Origin of the sequence: Amycolatopsis cihanbeyliensis, from assembly GCF_006715045.1 — a bacterium.
Classification (GTDB): domain Bacteria; phylum Actinomycetota; class Actinomycetes; order Mycobacteriales; family Pseudonocardiaceae; genus Amycolatopsis; species Amycolatopsis cihanbeyliensis.
The window spans coordinates 1,383,702-1,398,796 of sequence record NZ_VFML01000001.1; the positions used below are offsets into that span (position 1 = coordinate 1,383,702).

Here is a 15,095-nt window from a genome sequence, read left to right on the forward strand (position 1 = left end):
ACCGGCCGCACGCCTCAGACATGCCCGAGCACGCGCTCCAACGGCTCGGGTAGCCGCGCAGGGTCCAGCGCCTCGACGAGCAGTCCCGCGTACCGGGCCTTCCGGCCGGAACGGGAGCCGAGGAACCGGCGCAGTTGCCGCCCGAGCTCCCGATCCCGCTGGGCGGGCTGCTTCTGCAGGACGCGGAAGGACGCGAGATCGCCCTCGTCCGCGAGCAGGCGCTCGACCCGCTCCGTCCCCAGTGCGCGAATCAGCTCGTCCTCGAGGTCCTCCACACAGACGTGGAAACCGAGTGCCGCCATCTCCACCCGGGACAGGACGTGACCGTATCCGGCCCGCTCAAGGCCACGCCGGAAGTAGTGCTCCTCGGCAGCGTCGCACATCCCGGCCAGCCGCAGGCCGCGGCCACCCTGGCCGAGCCGTCCCAGAAAGTGGCCGATGTTCGTCACCCCGCCCATCGACACCACCGCGATCCCTTCGGCCCGCAGGTCCCGGCCGCGGCGCCGGGCAACGGCCTCGATCGCGCGCCGGTCACTCGGTCCTTCGACCAGGATGGCGGCCCGGTCACCCCCGTCGACGTTCATCGGTCTCCACCCTTTCCGGCACGGCGAACGCCGACGCGCGGCGGCACGCCTCCGCGACGACGTAGCGCAGGTCCCGCCCGTGCACGTCCATAGCCACTGGCTAGCACAACCGGCCTTGGACGGCCTCCCATTTTCCCGGAGACACAGGAACGAGGCAGGAACGCACCGGATGGCTCAGACCCGCTCGGACCTCCAGCCGCAGATCGAGGTGGCGCCCGGTCATCCCGTTCATCACGGTGATGCCGAACTCGTAGCGGTCCACCCTCGCCGAGGCGCACGCTCGTCCAGGCGCACGTCGTCCACGGGTACCTCGACCTCGCGGGTGCGGCCCAGCACGGTCAGCGACCCCGGCAGCACCCAGCGTCCGTCGACCCGGTCCACGGTGGTCGAGGCGAAGGTGATGTCCGGATGGTTCTCGGTGTTTGCCCGGGTCGACCGGTCAGCGTCACACCGGACGGCAACGCCGGGGACCGGCTGATGGTCGAGGTACGCCACCCGATGGACGCCGGACCCGCTCCGCCGACAGTGCCGGGCACCGGAACCGGCATAGTCGGGCCGACCGAGCGGGCGCGGCTCACCGGTGGGCGGCTCGACCGCCCGAGGACGTCCGGCGAGTTCCGGCTACGCGCCTGGCTACCGTGGCCGGTACGAACGACGGCAGCGGGGGCATCGCTCGCTTCCGGTCAGCGTGGACCGCCGAAGCCCGCACTCACCCTGGCCGCCGAAGTGCCGAGGCCGGTCGGCAGGAAGGTGAACTCCGGCGGCGCGCCCGGGAACCGGTTACGTTTCAGCTCCGGCTCGGTGTAGCGCACGCATTTGCGGTGCCATTCCAGGATCCCGGACATCCACTCCTTGAGTTCCTCGGCGTGCCGCTGGACGATCTCGCGAGCCTCGCCCTCGAGTTGGAACTCCTCGAACAGGGTGGGCAGCTCGTTGGCGATGATGTGCTCGAACTGGTGCATCCGCGCCGCCATCAGGTCGGCCACGATGTCCCGGGCGCGCAACCGGTCCACGTTCAGGAAGTTCTCCACCACCAGCACCATGTTGTGCACCTCGCCCTCGTACTCGATCTCCTTCTGGTAGGAGAACAGATCGTTGGCGAAGCAGGCGTAGTCCTGCGTGGCGGTGTCCAGCTCGTGCATCGTCCGCGTCCGGTACAGCTCGCTCGGCACCCGGTCGGCGTAGGAGAGCCGGGCGAGGCTCTTCGTCATCTCCGAACCGAAGGTCCTGCGCCGCATCTCCACATAGTCGATCGGGTCCGGAACGCGGTTCTGGGCCTGATTGGACAGTTCCCACAGCCAGCTTTCCAGCATTTCCTCGACGGCGAGTCGGAACTTCTGCCTGTTCTCCCTCGGCATCGGTTCCGCGGTGCGCTGCCACAGGTCCGCGAGGCCGCGCTCGAGCGGGTTCAGCGGTTCCGGCGTCGGCCCGAGGTCCAGTGGCATGAACTCGGCGAGCCGCGCGTTGCTGGCCCGCGCGCCCGCCAGGTCGCGGCTGCTCCCGAACACGACCGGATAGTAGTCGTCACCGTAGGTTCCCCAGGCGAGCCAATCCGAGGACAGGTAGAGCTGCTCCAGGCCGGCGTCGGCGTGGATCATCGCGGCGCAATGCGGGAGGTCGAGGCCGATGAACCGGCGCTCGTCCCACACCCCGCCGTGCTCCACGCCGGGCACGGAGTCCAGCATGCCCATCTTCCGTGCCCACTCCACCGCGTAGCGGCGGGCCGCGTCCAGGTGCGGGCTGGTGCGGATCGGGAAGGGCATGTACAGCTCAGGCAACGGCAACGGGCCGACCGGCTGGAACGGCACGTGCGCATGCTGCTCGGACCGACAGTGCGCCCCGATTCGCAGGGTGGCGGCGATCCGGCTCGCGGAGGTGCCCAGGCCGGTGGGCCCGCCGAGCGGGTCGGACTGGTCACCGGCGGCCGCGCCCTCGTTCATGTACCGGCTGGAGCGGACATGCCACTCGTGTCCGCCGGACTGCCAATCCTGCAGTCCCTTGGTATAGGCGGCGATCGCGGTCTGCTCCTGCGGCGGCACCACCCGATCGGCGCAGAGGGCGGGAACATCGGCCAGCGCCGTGGTCTCGAACTGCTGCAACCGCGAGGTGAGCAGGTCGTTGACCAGTTCGGCCGCCTCCTGCGTCGCGCAGTCGAAGAACCGCTCGAACACCAGCACCGCGTTGGAGTTCTCACCCTCCTCCTGCACCTCCCGCTGGTAGGAGAACAGGTCGTTACGCAGGTGCACGGCGTCGGCGAAGGTGTCGGCGAGCACCTGCATCGGCCGGGTTTCCGCGAGCTGCGCGGGAACCTCGGCACCGACGGCGTACTCCACCAGGTTGGCCGACCAGGGCGCCCCGCCCACCCGGCGGCGCATCTGCACATACTCGATCGGGTTAGCGATCCGGCCGCGGTCGATGTTGTCCAACTCCCACATCGACTCGACCATCAGATTGTGCGTACTGGTGATAAAACGCTGCCGCCATTCGGACGACATCGCCGGCACGGTGCGTTCCCACAGATCCTTCAGCCCCGCCTCGGCCGGGTTCGTCGGTTCCGGTGGTGTCTCACCCTCCAGGGTCATGAACTGTTCGAGCCGGTCGAGATAGGCCTTCGCACCGGCGAGATCACGGGAGTACTTGAACTGCTCGAGGAAATCGTCGTCGAAGAAGAACACCCATACGTACCAGTCGGTGATCAGGTCCAGGGCCGGCCCGTCGCAGTCCGGATGGGTGTACGCGCACATCAGGGCGTAGTCCATCTCGTCCAGCGCGGCCTGGTCCCACACCACGCCACCGCCCGGTTTCGGCGCGTCCAGCATGCCCATCCGTCGTGCCCAGTCCGAGCTGTGCTCGCGAGCGCGCTCCAGGTGCGGATTGATCCTCGCCGGATAAGGCACGTAGAAGTCGGGCAATGCGAAAGCCTGCATGGGCGCATACTCCCTCGGGGCGACTGCGACGGCTGCACTCGTCGGACGACGTTCGCATTCGGCCGTATCCCGCTGCAACGTCCAGCTGAGCGTTGTTCGGCACGTTCGGATGAATGACCGAGCGCACGCACAGTAGTACCGCGCGGGCTCTCCGGGCCCCGGGCGAGGACAGCTCGGGCTGGGTTCCCGCAGCGTGGGCGGATGCCGTCCGAAACAGCTCGGTGCAGGACACTAGTCCTGCCGCAGCAGGCCGTGCGCCACGATCTCGGTGGCCGCGGACAGCAGCCGTCGCAACCCGGCCTCGTCCCGGTGCAGGGCGTCCGGTCGCCACCCCAGACTGATGATCCCGTTCCACGCCGACCACAGCACCGTCGCGGTCTCCTCCGGGTCCACCTCCCGCAACTCACCGGCTTCGATCCCCTGCCGTAGCGTCCGCACCAGCCGCTCGTTCTGCTCCCGCACCGCGTCGGCGAGCCGCTCGGCGAGTTCCCGGCCCGCCGCGTACTGGCCGGGAGTGTTCGGGAAGGCCAGCATGCGGAAATGGTCCGGGTACGCGAGGTAGAAGGCCAGGTACTCCTCGGCAGCGGCGTAGATACGTGCGACCGGTGAACCAGGAGAACCGTACGCACGATCCATGTGGTCCCGGTCGACTCGCACCGCCCGCTCCAGCACGGCCGCGTGCAGGCCCGCCTTGGAGCCGAAGTGGTTGTACACCGAACCCACCGCCACCCCGGCCCGGCCGGCGAGTTCCTCGACCGTCACCTCGTCGGCGGAACGCTGCCGGAACAACTCCTCCCCGGCGCGGAGCAGCGCCTCGATCGTGCGCGCCTTGCGGGGGTCCATCGCACCCTCTCTTGTAACGATTGCAAGAAGTCGTCGCGGCCTGCTAGCGCACCGGCACTGCTCTGGTAATGCTGCTCAGAAGTAGGGCATATGGACGAGGACCTCGGCAGACGGGACCCGCGGCTGGGGCCGGCGAAGCACGTCCGGCTACCGGCGGGAACCGTGCGCTACCACGACATCGGGGATGGACCCGTGCTCGTGTTCGTGCACGGTTACCTGGTGAACGCCGACATCTGGCGCGAACTCGTCCCGCTGCTCGCCGACCGGTTCCGGTGTATCACCCCGGACTGGCCGCTCGGTTCGCACGTGTCCCCCATGCGGCGCGAAGCCGATCTGTCGCCCCCTGGCATCGCACGTCTTGTCGCGGACCTGCTGGACGCGCTCGACCTGCGGGGGGTCACCCTGATCGGCAACGACTCCGGCGGCGCGTACAGCCAGCTCGCCACCGCGAACCACCCGGAGCGGATCGGCAGGCTGGTGCTGAACTCCTGCGAGACGCCGTGGTGCTCCTGGCCGCCGGGTCCGGGCGGGTTCGGATTGCTCAAACTGGCCGCGCGGCACCCGGCCACACACCGCTGCCTCTACCAACCGTTGCGGCTCAGCTCCGCGTGGCGGCTGCCCAACACCTACGGCAGCCTTGCGAAGTACCCGATCGAGGATCGGGTGATGCGCGGGTACGTGCGACCGGTGCTGGAGAACGGACCGATCAGGTTCGACGGCCGCAAGGCCATCGGCGGTGTCTCCGCCCGGTTCATCAGGCAGGCCGCCCAGCGGATCCCGACCTCGTTCCCCGGGCCGGTGCTGTGCCTGTGGGCCGCCGAGGACCGGGTCTTCCCGCCGGAGCACGGGAAGAGCTACGCCGAACGGCTCGGCGCATCCTCCCGCACCGTCGACGACTCGTTCACCTATACCGCGGAGGATCAGCCCGAACGCATGGCGGCGGCGTTACGTGAATGGCTGGAGCCGCGGCGCTGACGTCCACTGTGTACATGCTGGCTCCCCGCCTTGCCATGCCGGAAATTGCGTATCGCCCGAAGGTGCCGGCGTGCCAGAATCTCGGCATGATCGCTACCGCGAGACACACCGAACACGGCAACCGCGATATCGCGCTGGGCGGGGAGATCCTGCGCACGGTCGTCGGTTCCGGTGTGCACGGCATCGCCATCGAGGGCACCGACGACCACGACGAGATGGGTGTGTTCGTCGAGCCGGCCGAGCGTGTCGTCGGCATGCGCACACCGGTCGAGCACTACGTCTTCCGCACCCAACCGGAAGGTGCGCGGTCCGGCCCCGGGGACACCGACCTGGTGGTGTACTCCCTGCGCAAGTACCTGCGCCTTGCGATGAAAGGGAACCCGACGATGCTGCTGCCGCTGTACGCGCCGGCCGAGGCACTGGTGCTCGTGCGGTCGCTCGGCGAGGAACTGCGCGCGCTCGCTCCCGCGTTGCTGTCCCGGCGAGCCGTGCACCGGTTTCTCGGCTACCTGGACTCGCAGTGCGGGCGGCTGCTCGACCGCGGGCAGCCGGGCAGGATGCCGAACCGCCCGGAGCTGGTGGCCAGGTACGGCTACGACGTCAAGTACGCCTCGCACGCGCTGCGGCTGGCCTACCAGGGGCTGGAGGTCGCCAGGGACGCCAGGCTCACCCTGCCGATGCCCGAGCGCGAGCGGAACCGCGTGCTGCGAGTGAAGCGCGGCGAGGTGGCGGCACTCGAGGACGTGGTGCGGGAGATCGACGCGGTCCGGTCGGCGGTCGTGGAGATGCTCGACGCGGGACGCACCCCGCTGGCCGCCGAGCCGGATGTGGATCGGATCGCCGCATGGGCCGCCGAAGCCCACCGCCGGCACTGGTCCTGGAACTGAACCCGCGCAGGCCAAGCCCTGAACGTGGCTCGCGCGACGGCAGATGTCGCACGAGCCACGTTCAGGGCACGTCGGGCGACGGGGTGTTGTCCGGGAAGGCGTGGCCGCGCAGCACCCGGACGGCCAGCTCCCGGACGGTGTGCCGGTTCTTGCGGGCGTCCCCCCGCAGGGCGGAGAACGCGTCGTCCACCGGGATGCTCATCCGCTCGGCCAGCACACCCTTGGCCTGCTCGATCAACACCCGGCTGTTGAGCGCTTCCTGCAACTGGCCGTTGACGATTTTGCCGTGCCGCACGATGCGTTCGTGCAGCAGGCCGATGGCGGCGACCTCGGCGAACGACTGCCAGACCTCGAGACTGTCGCCGTCCAGTGCGGCCGGGCTGAACGCGTTGATCACGCCGATGATGCGCTGCCGGTGCCGCAGGGGCACCGCGTACACGGCGGAGAACCCGGACGCCAGTGCCTCGGGGGTGAACTCGGACCATCCACTCGTTCCCGTGGCCAGGTCGGCATGCTGTACCAAACTCCCGCTGTGCAGGCAGTCCGGGCACGGCCCCACCCCCTTACCTACCTGGAGCAACTCCAGCTGGCGGGCCCGCTCGGTTGACGCCGCGATCAGGCTCAGCTCACCCGCCTCGTCCTCCAGCACCAACCCGCAATCCGCGATTCCGAGCAGCTCCGCGGATCGGTGTACGACGGTGTCGAGAAACTCGATCAGGTCGAAATCGCTCGTCACGGTGTCGGCCATCTCGACAAACGCTCGATGGACCCCCCGACGGCCTTTCATGATCTCCTCCCGTCCGGTGCCGCGTCATTCATCTCCGCGGCGCGAAGCGGATCTCACCCGCGATCACCCGTTCACCGAGATCCGCCAACTCCACACCATATCTTCGCGCGCGATCGCGCAACACCTCGATCGCCTCCTCGATGGTCGACCCGAGCTGCACACTCACCATTCCGGCCGCCTCGTGCACAGTACCCGGGAGCAACAACACATCGAGATCAACAGTGTTCGGTGGACACGAAAAGTCAACACCGTGGTCCTCGATCATCGGACATCCGTTTCTTCGGTGAGTCGCCGTCGATCGACACCGAGCGGAAGCCAGCGACAAAAGGACAGTGCGATCGACCGATCATCACCATTGTCCGACTGCCATGAGGATGCCGCCACTCAAGCGGAGAATGTGGCACGGCCTCATTTCCGTCGGCCACGTCCATGCCGGTCCGGTACCGACTGCCGCGCCACGAACTCGGTGATCCGGCCGGCCACCCGTTGCACCTCCACGCTGCCGAGGTGCTTGGCCAGCTCCCGTTCCAGCACGATGAACCGGTCCCGCACCCGGGTCGAGCGCAGCGCGGCGGACAGCTCCAGTGCGCGGCTCGCGGTCGCGAGTCCCTGCTCGAGGTCCCCGGCGAGTATCCGGTTGATCGCCAGCGAGATCTCGGTCAGCGAGCGGCTCCGATGCCTGGTGTTTCCGTAGCCGGTCAACGCGGAACTCAACGTCACGATCGCCGAGCGGGTGAAGCTGACATCCACGTACCGCGCCAGCTCGGTGTGCGCGGTACCGATCATGGCGGCGATCTCCGCGGAGTCGACCAGCTCGGTCCACGGCGGCGCCGTTGCGGGATCGGCCTGGGAGAAATGCGCCACGGAACGGCCCAGCATGCTCAACGCCTGCCGGCCGTCGCCCACCCGGGCCAGCGCCCGCGCCTGGTGTGCCAGCAGAACGGCGTGGGTGACACCGTGATCCCCGCTCTGCTTGGCGGCGTGCTGGCCGAGCCCGAACTGGCGGATAGCCTCGTGTGCCGTGCCCTGGTGCAGGTAGACATGCCCCATGCGGTACCGCACATCCGCGATCAGCGCGTGGTTCCGTTCGGCCGCGGCAAGGGCCAGCGCACTGTTGAAGTGTCCGAGCGCGGTCGCGGTGAGGCCGCAGTCGAAGCTGACCCATCCGGCGAGGTTGTGCAGGTCGGCCACCGCCGGGCAGAGCTCGGCATGCACCCGCTGGGTGCTCGCCGAGGCGAGCATGCGTCTGCCCATCGACAACGTGGCCAGCACATCCCCCCGGCAGGCCCGGCCGCCGTGGCGATGGTCCGCTGCCCGGAGCGTCCTGGTCAGCAGCTCGAGGCGGCGTACATCGGACACACCGACCTGCGCCGACGGCCGCAGCAGCAGATCTACTCCGGCGTTGACTACACCCATCAGGTCACCCGACTCCGGATCGAACAGGACACTGATCGCCGGGGGTCCGGGGCGAGACGACAAAATCAGCATCTCGTATGCCGCCGTGTTTGGCTAGGCTGGCTCGGCGAACGGGCGTTGCTCGGCGCCCGGCGGGCAGATCTGTCAGATATCACCCGGCCGGTTCCCGCGCAGGCGCCCCGCCGCCACCAGGTGCACGGCCACCAGCACCGCCACGGCCTCGGCGGCGAGCAACCCGATCAGCACCAGCAACTGGGTCACCCCAGCCTGCACCGGACTCGCGCCGCCGAGCAGTACGCCCACGTAGGCGCCGGGCAGGGTGACCAGGCCGACGGTGCGGGTCTGGTCCAGTGCCGGGATCAACGCGTGACCCGCCGCCGGGCGACAGATCTCCAGTGCGGCCGGCCGTCGACGCAGCCCGAGTGCGAGCGCGGCCTCGTACTCGCCGTGCCGGGTGCGCAGGTCGTCCAGGGCCCGGCGAGCGGCCTGCGAGGTCGCGCTCATCGCGCCGCCGATCACGATCCCCGCGATCGGCATCACGGCGATCGGCCGCAGCGGTACCGCGCCGGATGCCAGTACCAGCCCGAGAACCGGCGCCACCCCGGAACCGATCGCGGCGGCCACGTACCCCACGGCCCGCGGCGCGGCGATCCGGCGGGCGGAGGTCATGGTCGCCACGGTGAACATCAGCAGCACGAACGCCGCCGTCCACCAGCCCGACCGCAGGACCGCGGCGATGACGAGGGAGACCGCGGCGAGTTGGACGGCCGCCCGCGCTCCGGCCACCACCACCCCGCGGCCGGACCCCAGCCCGCCGCGCCACACCACCACCGCCGCGAGCAGCAGGAGCACCACCAGCACGGCGATCAGCGACGGGCCCGGAACGATCGAGGACTTCGGCATCCTCCGATCCTGCCCCGTGGGTTACGCTGCCGCCGTGTCGACCTCCGGCGAACCCCCCGCGGCCGAGTACCGGCAGGCCCGATTCGAACCGCCACCCGGCTCGACCGAACTCCTGCTCATCCGGCACGGCGAGTCGGCACCCGCCGTGGACGGCCACCCTTTCCCGACGCTCGAAGGGCACGGCGACCCCGACCTCGCGCCGGAAGGCAGGCAGCAGGCTCGGCGGCTCGGTGACCGGCTCGCGGTGGAACGCATCGACGCCATCTACGTCACCACGCTGCGGCGCACGGTGCGGACGGCCGAACCGCTGGCCGGGCGGCTCGGCCTCACCCCCGCGGTCGAGGCCGACCTGCGCGAGGTGCTGCTCGGCGAATGGGAGGGCGGCGTGCTGCGCAAGCGGGTCGCCGAGAACCATCCCCTGGCCCAGCGCGTGTGGGCCGAGCAGCGCTGGGACGTGATCCCCGGCGCGGAACCCGCCGCGGAGTTCGCCGCCCGGGTGCGGGGGAGTATCGAACGGCTCGCCGCGGCCCACCCGGGGGAACGGGTCGCGGTGTTCACCCACGGCGGAGTGATCGGCGCGGCGCTCGCGGCGGCGACCGACTCGCGGCCCTTCGCCTTCCTCGGTGCGGACAACGCGTCCATCTCCGAGCTGGTGGTGGCCGGCACCCGGTGGATCCTGCGCCGCTTCAACGACACCGCACATCTGCGGTAGCGCCGCGACCTCGCCGGCGTTGCCCTGGCTGCGGCTCAGTCGACCCGGCCGGCCTCGGCGAGCATGCGCAACGCGCGCCGCCCGGCGGGCGGGCAGCGGCCGGCATCGGCCGAGGACAGCCAGGCCAGCTCGGCGATCTCCCTGCCGGGCACGGGTTCGCCGTGGTACTCGGCGGTGTAGGCGATCATATGTACCCTGCGCCCGTCCGCGAAGCCGTCGGCCCGCTCGTCGAACACGGCGAACAGGCTGAAACTGGGCGGATCCAACCGGACACCGAGTTCCTCGTCGATCTCCCGGCACAGACCGGCGACGTCGCTCTCCCCCGGTTCACGTTTGCCGCCGGGCAGGTAGAACCGCTCCCTACCGACGGTCCGCACGGACAGCAACCTGCGGTCGCGCACAAGGATCCAGGCCAGGCTGTCGATCACGGGAGGACTCGGCATGCCGGTCAGGTTAGCGGCGCCCGAGCACCCGCTCGAGCAGCGCCCGGTCGAGGTTGGCCCCGCTCAGCACCGCCGCCACGGTCCCGCCGGGCAGGTCGTGCTCGGCGATCGCCGCGAGCGCGGCCGCGCCGGCCGGTTCGAGCAGCAGCCCCAGGGTCTCCGCCGCGGTCCGGATGGCCGCCAGCATGGCCTCGTCGTCGACCAGCACGACCTCGTCGACCAGTACCCGCATCCGGGCCAGTGACTCGGGGATGGGCACGCGGATGTTGATCCCATCGGCGATGGTGTCCACCTCGACGGCCACCGACTGCCCGGACCGCCAGCTCCGGGCCATCCCGGGTGCGCCGGCAGAGCACACCCCGACGACGGTGGTCCCCGGCGAGTACTCCTTGATCCACCTGGCCACGCCGGTGATCAGCGCGCCGTCCCCGACCGGGGCGACCACCGTGTCGATGCCGCCCGCCGCGAGCAGCTCCATGCCGATGGTGCCCGCCCCCTCGGCCACCGCGGGCTCACGGCCGTCCTCGACGAAGATCCGGCCGGGCCGCTGCCGCGCGTAGTCCCGTGCCGCCTCCCGGATGTCGCCCTCGACCTGGTGCACCACGGAGCCGAGCGAGCGCATTCTGGCCAGCTTGCCCTGGTTGACGTGCACGGGCACGAAGACCTCGGCGGTCATCCCCCTGCGGCCGGCCGCGTAGGCGATCGCCTGGCCGAAGTTCCCGCTGGAGGCGCAGACCAGGTCGGCATCGGCGGCCAGACCCGCCAGCAGCCACTCCGCACCCCGGGCCTTGAAGCTGCGGATCGGGTTCAAGGTCTCGACCTTCACCAGCACCGTCCTGCCCAGGGCGGCGCACAGCTGCTCGTCGACGAACTGCGGGGTGTTCAGGAACACCGGGTCGATCGCCGTGGCCGCCTCGGCGATCCGGGCGGGATCGAGATCGAGGTCAACGGGGTTGGCCTGCATGGGAACCGTCCTTCGCGGTTGGTTGATCAAGACAACCTCACGCTAGGCCGATGTTCGGTACTACCGATTGTAAGTTTCACCGCCCGCACGCAAAATTATTGCGCGGCAAGCCTGCCCAGGTCGGTGTTGCCGCCGGAGAGCACGAGCACGGTGACCCCGCCGGGCGGCGCCCGCACCACCCCGGTGCGTAGCGCGGCCAGCCCCAGCGCCGCGGAGGGCTCCACGAGCAGCTTTGTCGACTCCACGACCCCGCGCCAGGCATCGCCGATGGCCTCATCCGGTACCTCGACCACCTCGTCCACCAGTGCTCGCACATGTGCCAGCGTGTGCCGGCCCGCGAACGGAGCCATCAGGCCATCGGCGATCGTCGCGGTCGGATCGGGCACCGGCACGATCTCGCCGGCACGCACGGCGAGACTCATCGCGTTCGAGGTCTCCGGTTCCACCCCCACGATCCGCGCGCGCGGCGCGAGCGCCCGGACCGCGACGGCGACGCCGCTGAGCAACCCGCCACCGCCGACCGGGACCAGCACCAGGTCCGGTTCCGGCCCATCCGCGCAGATCTCGAGTCCCACCGTGCCCTGCCCGGCGATGACCTCGGGCAGGTCGAAAGGGTACAGCGCGGGGTAACCGTGTTCGGCGGCCAGCGCGGCGCAGGTGCCAGCCAGATCGGCGGTGCGTACGATCTCCCCGCCGTACCGCACAACGTTCTCCACTTTGGACGCGACGGGTTCGGTGGGCATGGCCACGATCGCCCGGACACCGAGTTGTTCCCCCGCGCGGGCGACCGCCGCGGCGTGGTTGCCCGCGGAGAAGCTGACCACACCCGCCGGCAGGATGCCCCGATCCCGCCAGTCCAGCAGCGTGTTCAGCGCTCCCCGCACCTTGAAGCTGCCGGTGTGCTGCAGGTTCTCCGGCTTGGCCAGGATCCGCGAGCCGAACTCCGCGGACAGCGGCTCGGAGTCCAGCAGCGGGGTACGCAACGTCAAGCCACCGATCCGGCTCGCGGCGGCCCGGACGTCGTTGATCGTCACCAGTTCCACCGGGCCACCCTAACCCCGTTCCGGATCACTCCGGGGGGGGCGAACCGACAGCGCGTGGTGGAAGACGTTTCGCGGGTCCCACCGTGCCTTGACCCGTTGCAGGCGCTCGTAGTTGTCCTTGTAGTACAAGGCGTGCCACGGCACACCGGAGGTGTTCCATTCCGGGTCCGCGAGGTCGATGTCCGGGTAGTTGACGTAGGAGCCGTCGTTGACCTCGTTCGGTACCGGGACCCCGCCGGTATCCGCGTACATCTCCCGGTAGAACCGCCGGATCCACGCCAGGTTCGCCGCCTCGTCCGCCTCGGTGGTGCCGGTCCAGGAGTTCAGGTAGATCACCTTCAGGATCGAGTCCCGCTGCGGGACGGCGGTGGCCGCGGGCGGGACCGCGTTCACCGCGCCGCCGTAGGACAGCAACCACAGCAGGGCCCCCGCGCTGCGAGGTTCCGGGTCGATCAGCCGCGCGTAGGCGGTCTCGATCTGGGCGTCGGTGAAGCGGCGGCGCAGGTACGCCGCCTTGCCCTTGTACCGGCCGGCCTCCTCGGAGGTGAACCGCACCCCGCGTCGGGTCGCGGTGAGCCAGGGCTCCGGCTCGCTGATCAGTGGGGTACCGCCGACATCCCCACTGATCGCGATGAGGGCATCCCGCAGCCGCTGCGCGGAACCCGGTTTCGTATCGTCCACCTGGCAGGCCAGCACGATCGAGCCCGGGGCGTTCTCGTCGGTACGGGTACCGGCCTGCAGCGAGGCGAACAGGTCCGCATACGGCGAGTCCGGCGCGCTGTGCCGTTCGTGCCACTCGCCGTGGTTGCGCAGCAGCTTGCGGAAGGACTCGCGGGGCATGTCCCGCCAACGCCACAGCAGCGCGCCGCCGCGCACCCGGGCCGGTGGCGCGGGCAGCAGTCGGGTGGGGTCGGTGCCACGGGCGTCCGGCGCGCGGAACCAGTAACGGGTGACCACGCCGAAGTTGCCTCCACCGCCACCGGTGTGCGCCCACCACAGATCGTGCCACGGGTCGCGCGGGTCACGGGTGGCGACCACCGTATGGGCCCTGCCCCTGCGGTCCACCACGACCACCTCGACCGCGTGCAGGTAGTCCACGACCGAGCCCTGTGACCGGGACAGCGGCCCGTAGCCGCCGCCCTGGATGTGCCCGCCCGCGGCCACCGTCCCGCACTGGCCGCCGGGAATCGTGACGCCCCAGCCGAGATAGAGCGTCTGGAACACCTTCATCAGGGTGGCGCCTGGTTCCACGGCGAAGGCCGAGCGCGTCGGGTCGAAGTAGACCGCGTTCAGCTCGGCCATGTCGATCACGACATCGACCGAAGGTGCGCCGACGAAGTTCTCGTAGCAGTGCCCACCACTGCGCACGGTGACCCGCTTGCCCGCGCGTACCGCCTCGCCCACGGCGCGCTCCACCTGCCGGCTCGAACCGACCACGTGGAACGATCCCGGTTCCGGCCGGAACCGGTCGTTGGTGCGGCGCAACACCAGATCGGCGTACCGCGGGTCCTCCGGCGGCACGACGACCGGACCGAACCGCCGCCGGGTCTCCCCCGCTCGTGACGGGCTCGGCCGCCGCGACACCACCCGCGGACACGGGCAGGCCGGCCGCTGCGCTTCCCGCGATGAACCCGCGACGCGTGACCTCGGACACCATGGACCTCCCCTGCTCGGCAGTGCCGTGTGTGCTGTGCCCCAGGTTGGCCCGGTACATCGCGGCCGAACAGTCGGTCATTCGGCTGGCCGGGAACTCAGCCCGGCATCCGACCTGAGGGGGATTGACACTCCGGCGGGTGTCGGTGGGTGGGTGCATGATGGCGGCATGTACCACGAGGCCACCCCACCCGCCCGGCTGCGCCACGCCGTGCGCTGCCTGTGGTGGTCCGCCGGTGAGGGGACGAAGCCGATCGTGCCGGACGGCTGCCTCGACCTGATCGTAGCCGCCGACCGGGTGTTCGTCGCCGGACCGGACACCGGGCCGTGGAGGTCCGCCCCGGGCACGGGCGCGTTGCACGGCGTCCGGTTCCGGCCGGGGCACGCGCCGCGCGTGCTGAACGTGGCCGCGGACGAGCTACGCGACCAGCGGGTGACCCTGCCCGACCTGTGGGGACGTCACGGCGCCGGGATCACCGACCTGCTGCTGAGCAGGCCGGCCGCGCTCGGCGATGTCGTCGCCGAGCACCTCACCGAGCGGCTGGACCCCGGGCTCGACCTGCTCGTCGCACGGCTGACGACCGGGGTGCCTCGGGTGTCCGCCGCGCTGAGCGACCTGGAGACGGGCGAACGCCAACTCCGTCGCCGGTTCACCCTCGCCGTCGGTTACGGGCCGGCGACCTACCTGCGGGTGGCCCGGCTGCAGCGCGCAGTCGCCGCGGCGCCCACCGCCTCCGATCTGAGCTCGCTCGCCCTCGCGGCCGGGTACGCCGACCAGGCGCACCTGAGCCGGGACTGCCGCGAGCTCACCGGCCGGACGCCGGGTGAGTTCTTCCCTTCCCGGCGACCGTTCCATTCAAGACCGCCGCGGCCGGAGCGGCTACCGTCGCCGACATGACCACCTGCTCCACCGTAGATACGGAAGCGGCCGGGCGCGGCCGGACCTTCCTGGACACCT

At 70.4% G+C, this 15,095-nt stretch carries 16 protein-coding genes; 4 read left to right on the forward strand and 12 right to left on the reverse strand.

The window, feature by feature from the left end:
• Positions 1–14: 14 nt before the first annotated feature.
• From FB471_RS05965 to FB471_RS05980, 4 genes are all read right to left on the reverse strand, one after another.
• Positions 15–584 carry an ATP-dependent endonuclease gene (locus FB471_RS05965; protein WP_141996322.1) on the reverse strand — a complete coding sequence of 190 codons (570 nt, stop codon included), beginning with the start codon at positions 582–584 and terminating at the stop codon, positions 15–17.
• 231 nt (positions 585–815) lie between these two features.
• Positions 816–1,079 carry a YceI family protein gene (locus FB471_RS05970; RefSeq protein ID WP_141996324.1) on the reverse strand — a complete coding sequence of 88 codons (264 nt, stop codon included), beginning with the start codon at positions 1,077–1,079 and terminating at the stop codon, positions 816–818.
• A gap of 188 nt (positions 1,080–1,267) precedes the next feature.
• Positions 1,268–3,511, reverse strand: coding sequence for a family 2 encapsulin nanocompartment cargo protein terpene cyclase (locus FB471_RS05975; protein WP_141996326.1), 2,244 nt, complete (start codon positions 3,509–3,511; stop codon positions 1,268–1,270).
• Positions 3,512–3,742: 231 nt separating this feature from the next.
• Positions 3,743–4,354 carry a TetR/AcrR family transcriptional regulator gene (locus FB471_RS05980; protein ID WP_141996328.1) on the reverse strand — a complete coding sequence of 204 codons (612 nt, stop codon included), beginning with the start codon at positions 4,352–4,354 and terminating at the stop codon, positions 3,743–3,745.
• A 90-nt stretch (positions 4,355–4,444) separates the two neighbouring features.
• On the opposite strand from FB471_RS05980, the gene FB471_RS05985 reads away from it, so the two are divergent.
• Positions 4,445–5,329, forward strand: a complete 885-nt coding sequence (locus tag FB471_RS05985; protein ID WP_141996330.1) for an alpha/beta fold hydrolase — start codon at positions 4,445–4,447, stop codon at positions 5,327–5,329.
• Positions 5,330–5,415: 86 nt separating this feature from the next.
• Positions 5,416–6,216, forward strand: a complete 801-nt coding sequence (locus tag FB471_RS05990) for a nucleotidyltransferase domain-containing protein (protein ID WP_141996332.1) — start codon at positions 5,416–5,418, stop codon at positions 6,214–6,216.
• 61 nt (positions 6,217–6,277) lie between these two features.
• Here the strand turns inward: FB471_RS05990 and FB471_RS05995 are convergent, their stop codons facing one another.
• The 4 genes from FB471_RS05995 to FB471_RS06005 all read right to left on the reverse strand — a co-directional run bounded on the left by FB471_RS05995 (position 6,278) and on the right by FB471_RS06005 (position 9,322).
• Positions 6,278–6,964 carry a GAF and ANTAR domain-containing protein gene (locus FB471_RS05995; RefSeq protein ID WP_170220717.1) on the reverse strand — a complete coding sequence of 229 codons (687 nt, stop codon included), beginning with the start codon at positions 6,962–6,964 and terminating at the stop codon, positions 6,278–6,280.
• Between the two features lie 67 nt (positions 6,965–7,031).
• Positions 7,032–7,172 (reverse strand): hypothetical protein, encoded by a 141-nt coding sequence (locus tag FB471_RS33985; RefSeq protein ID WP_170220718.1) that lies wholly within the window; start codon positions 7,170–7,172, stop codon positions 7,032–7,034.
• Positions 7,173–7,411: 239 nt separating this feature from the next.
• On the reverse strand, positions 7,412–8,419 hold the full coding sequence (locus FB471_RS06000; RefSeq protein ID WP_141996336.1) for an NsdA family TPR-like regulatory protein: 1,008 nt from the start codon (positions 8,417–8,419) through the stop codon (positions 7,412–7,414).
• 144 nt (positions 8,420–8,563) lie between these two features.
• The gene (locus tag FB471_RS06005) at positions 8,564–9,322 is read right to left on the reverse strand and encodes an ABC transporter permease (RefSeq protein WP_141996338.1); all 759 of its coding nucleotides are present in this window, start codon (positions 9,320–9,322) and stop codon (positions 8,564–8,566) included.
• Positions 9,323–9,356: 34 nt separating this feature from the next.
• Between FB471_RS06005 and FB471_RS06010 the strand changes: the two genes are divergently transcribed.
• Positions 9,357–10,034 carry a histidine phosphatase family protein gene (locus FB471_RS06010; RefSeq protein ID WP_141996340.1) on the forward strand — a complete coding sequence of 226 codons (678 nt, stop codon included), beginning with the start codon at positions 9,357–9,359 and terminating at the stop codon, positions 10,032–10,034.
• A gap of 35 nt (positions 10,035–10,069) precedes the next feature.
• Here FB471_RS06010 and FB471_RS06015 read toward each other — a convergent pair whose 3' ends face one another.
• From FB471_RS06015 to FB471_RS06030, 4 genes are all read right to left on the reverse strand, one after another.
• Positions 10,070–10,477 carry an NUDIX hydrolase gene (locus FB471_RS06015; protein ID WP_211357957.1) on the reverse strand — a complete coding sequence of 136 codons (408 nt, stop codon included), beginning with the start codon at positions 10,475–10,477 and terminating at the stop codon, positions 10,070–10,072.
• Between the two features lie 10 nt (positions 10,478–10,487).
• A complete protein-coding gene (locus FB471_RS06020; RefSeq protein ID WP_141996342.1) occupies positions 10,488–11,441 on the reverse strand; it encodes a threonine ammonia-lyase in 954 nt (317 codons plus the stop codon).
• Positions 11,442–11,536: 95 nt separating this feature from the next.
• Positions 11,537–12,484, reverse strand: coding sequence for a threonine ammonia-lyase (locus FB471_RS06025; protein ID WP_141996344.1), 948 nt, complete (start codon positions 12,482–12,484; stop codon positions 11,537–11,539).
• Between the two features lie 9 nt (positions 12,485–12,493).
• Positions 12,494–14,071 carry an FAD-binding oxidoreductase gene (locus FB471_RS06030; protein WP_246076257.1) on the reverse strand — a complete coding sequence of 526 codons (1,578 nt, stop codon included), beginning with the start codon at positions 14,069–14,071 and terminating at the stop codon, positions 12,494–12,496.
• A 235-nt stretch (positions 14,072–14,306) separates the two neighbouring features.
• Here FB471_RS06030 and FB471_RS06035 point away from each other — a divergent pair, with 235 nt between their 5' ends.
• Complete coding sequence (locus FB471_RS06035; RefSeq protein ID WP_141996346.1) at positions 14,307–15,035, forward strand: helix-turn-helix domain-containing protein; 729 nt, start codon at positions 14,307–14,309, stop codon at positions 15,033–15,035.
• Positions 15,036–15,095: the final 60 nt, after the last annotated feature.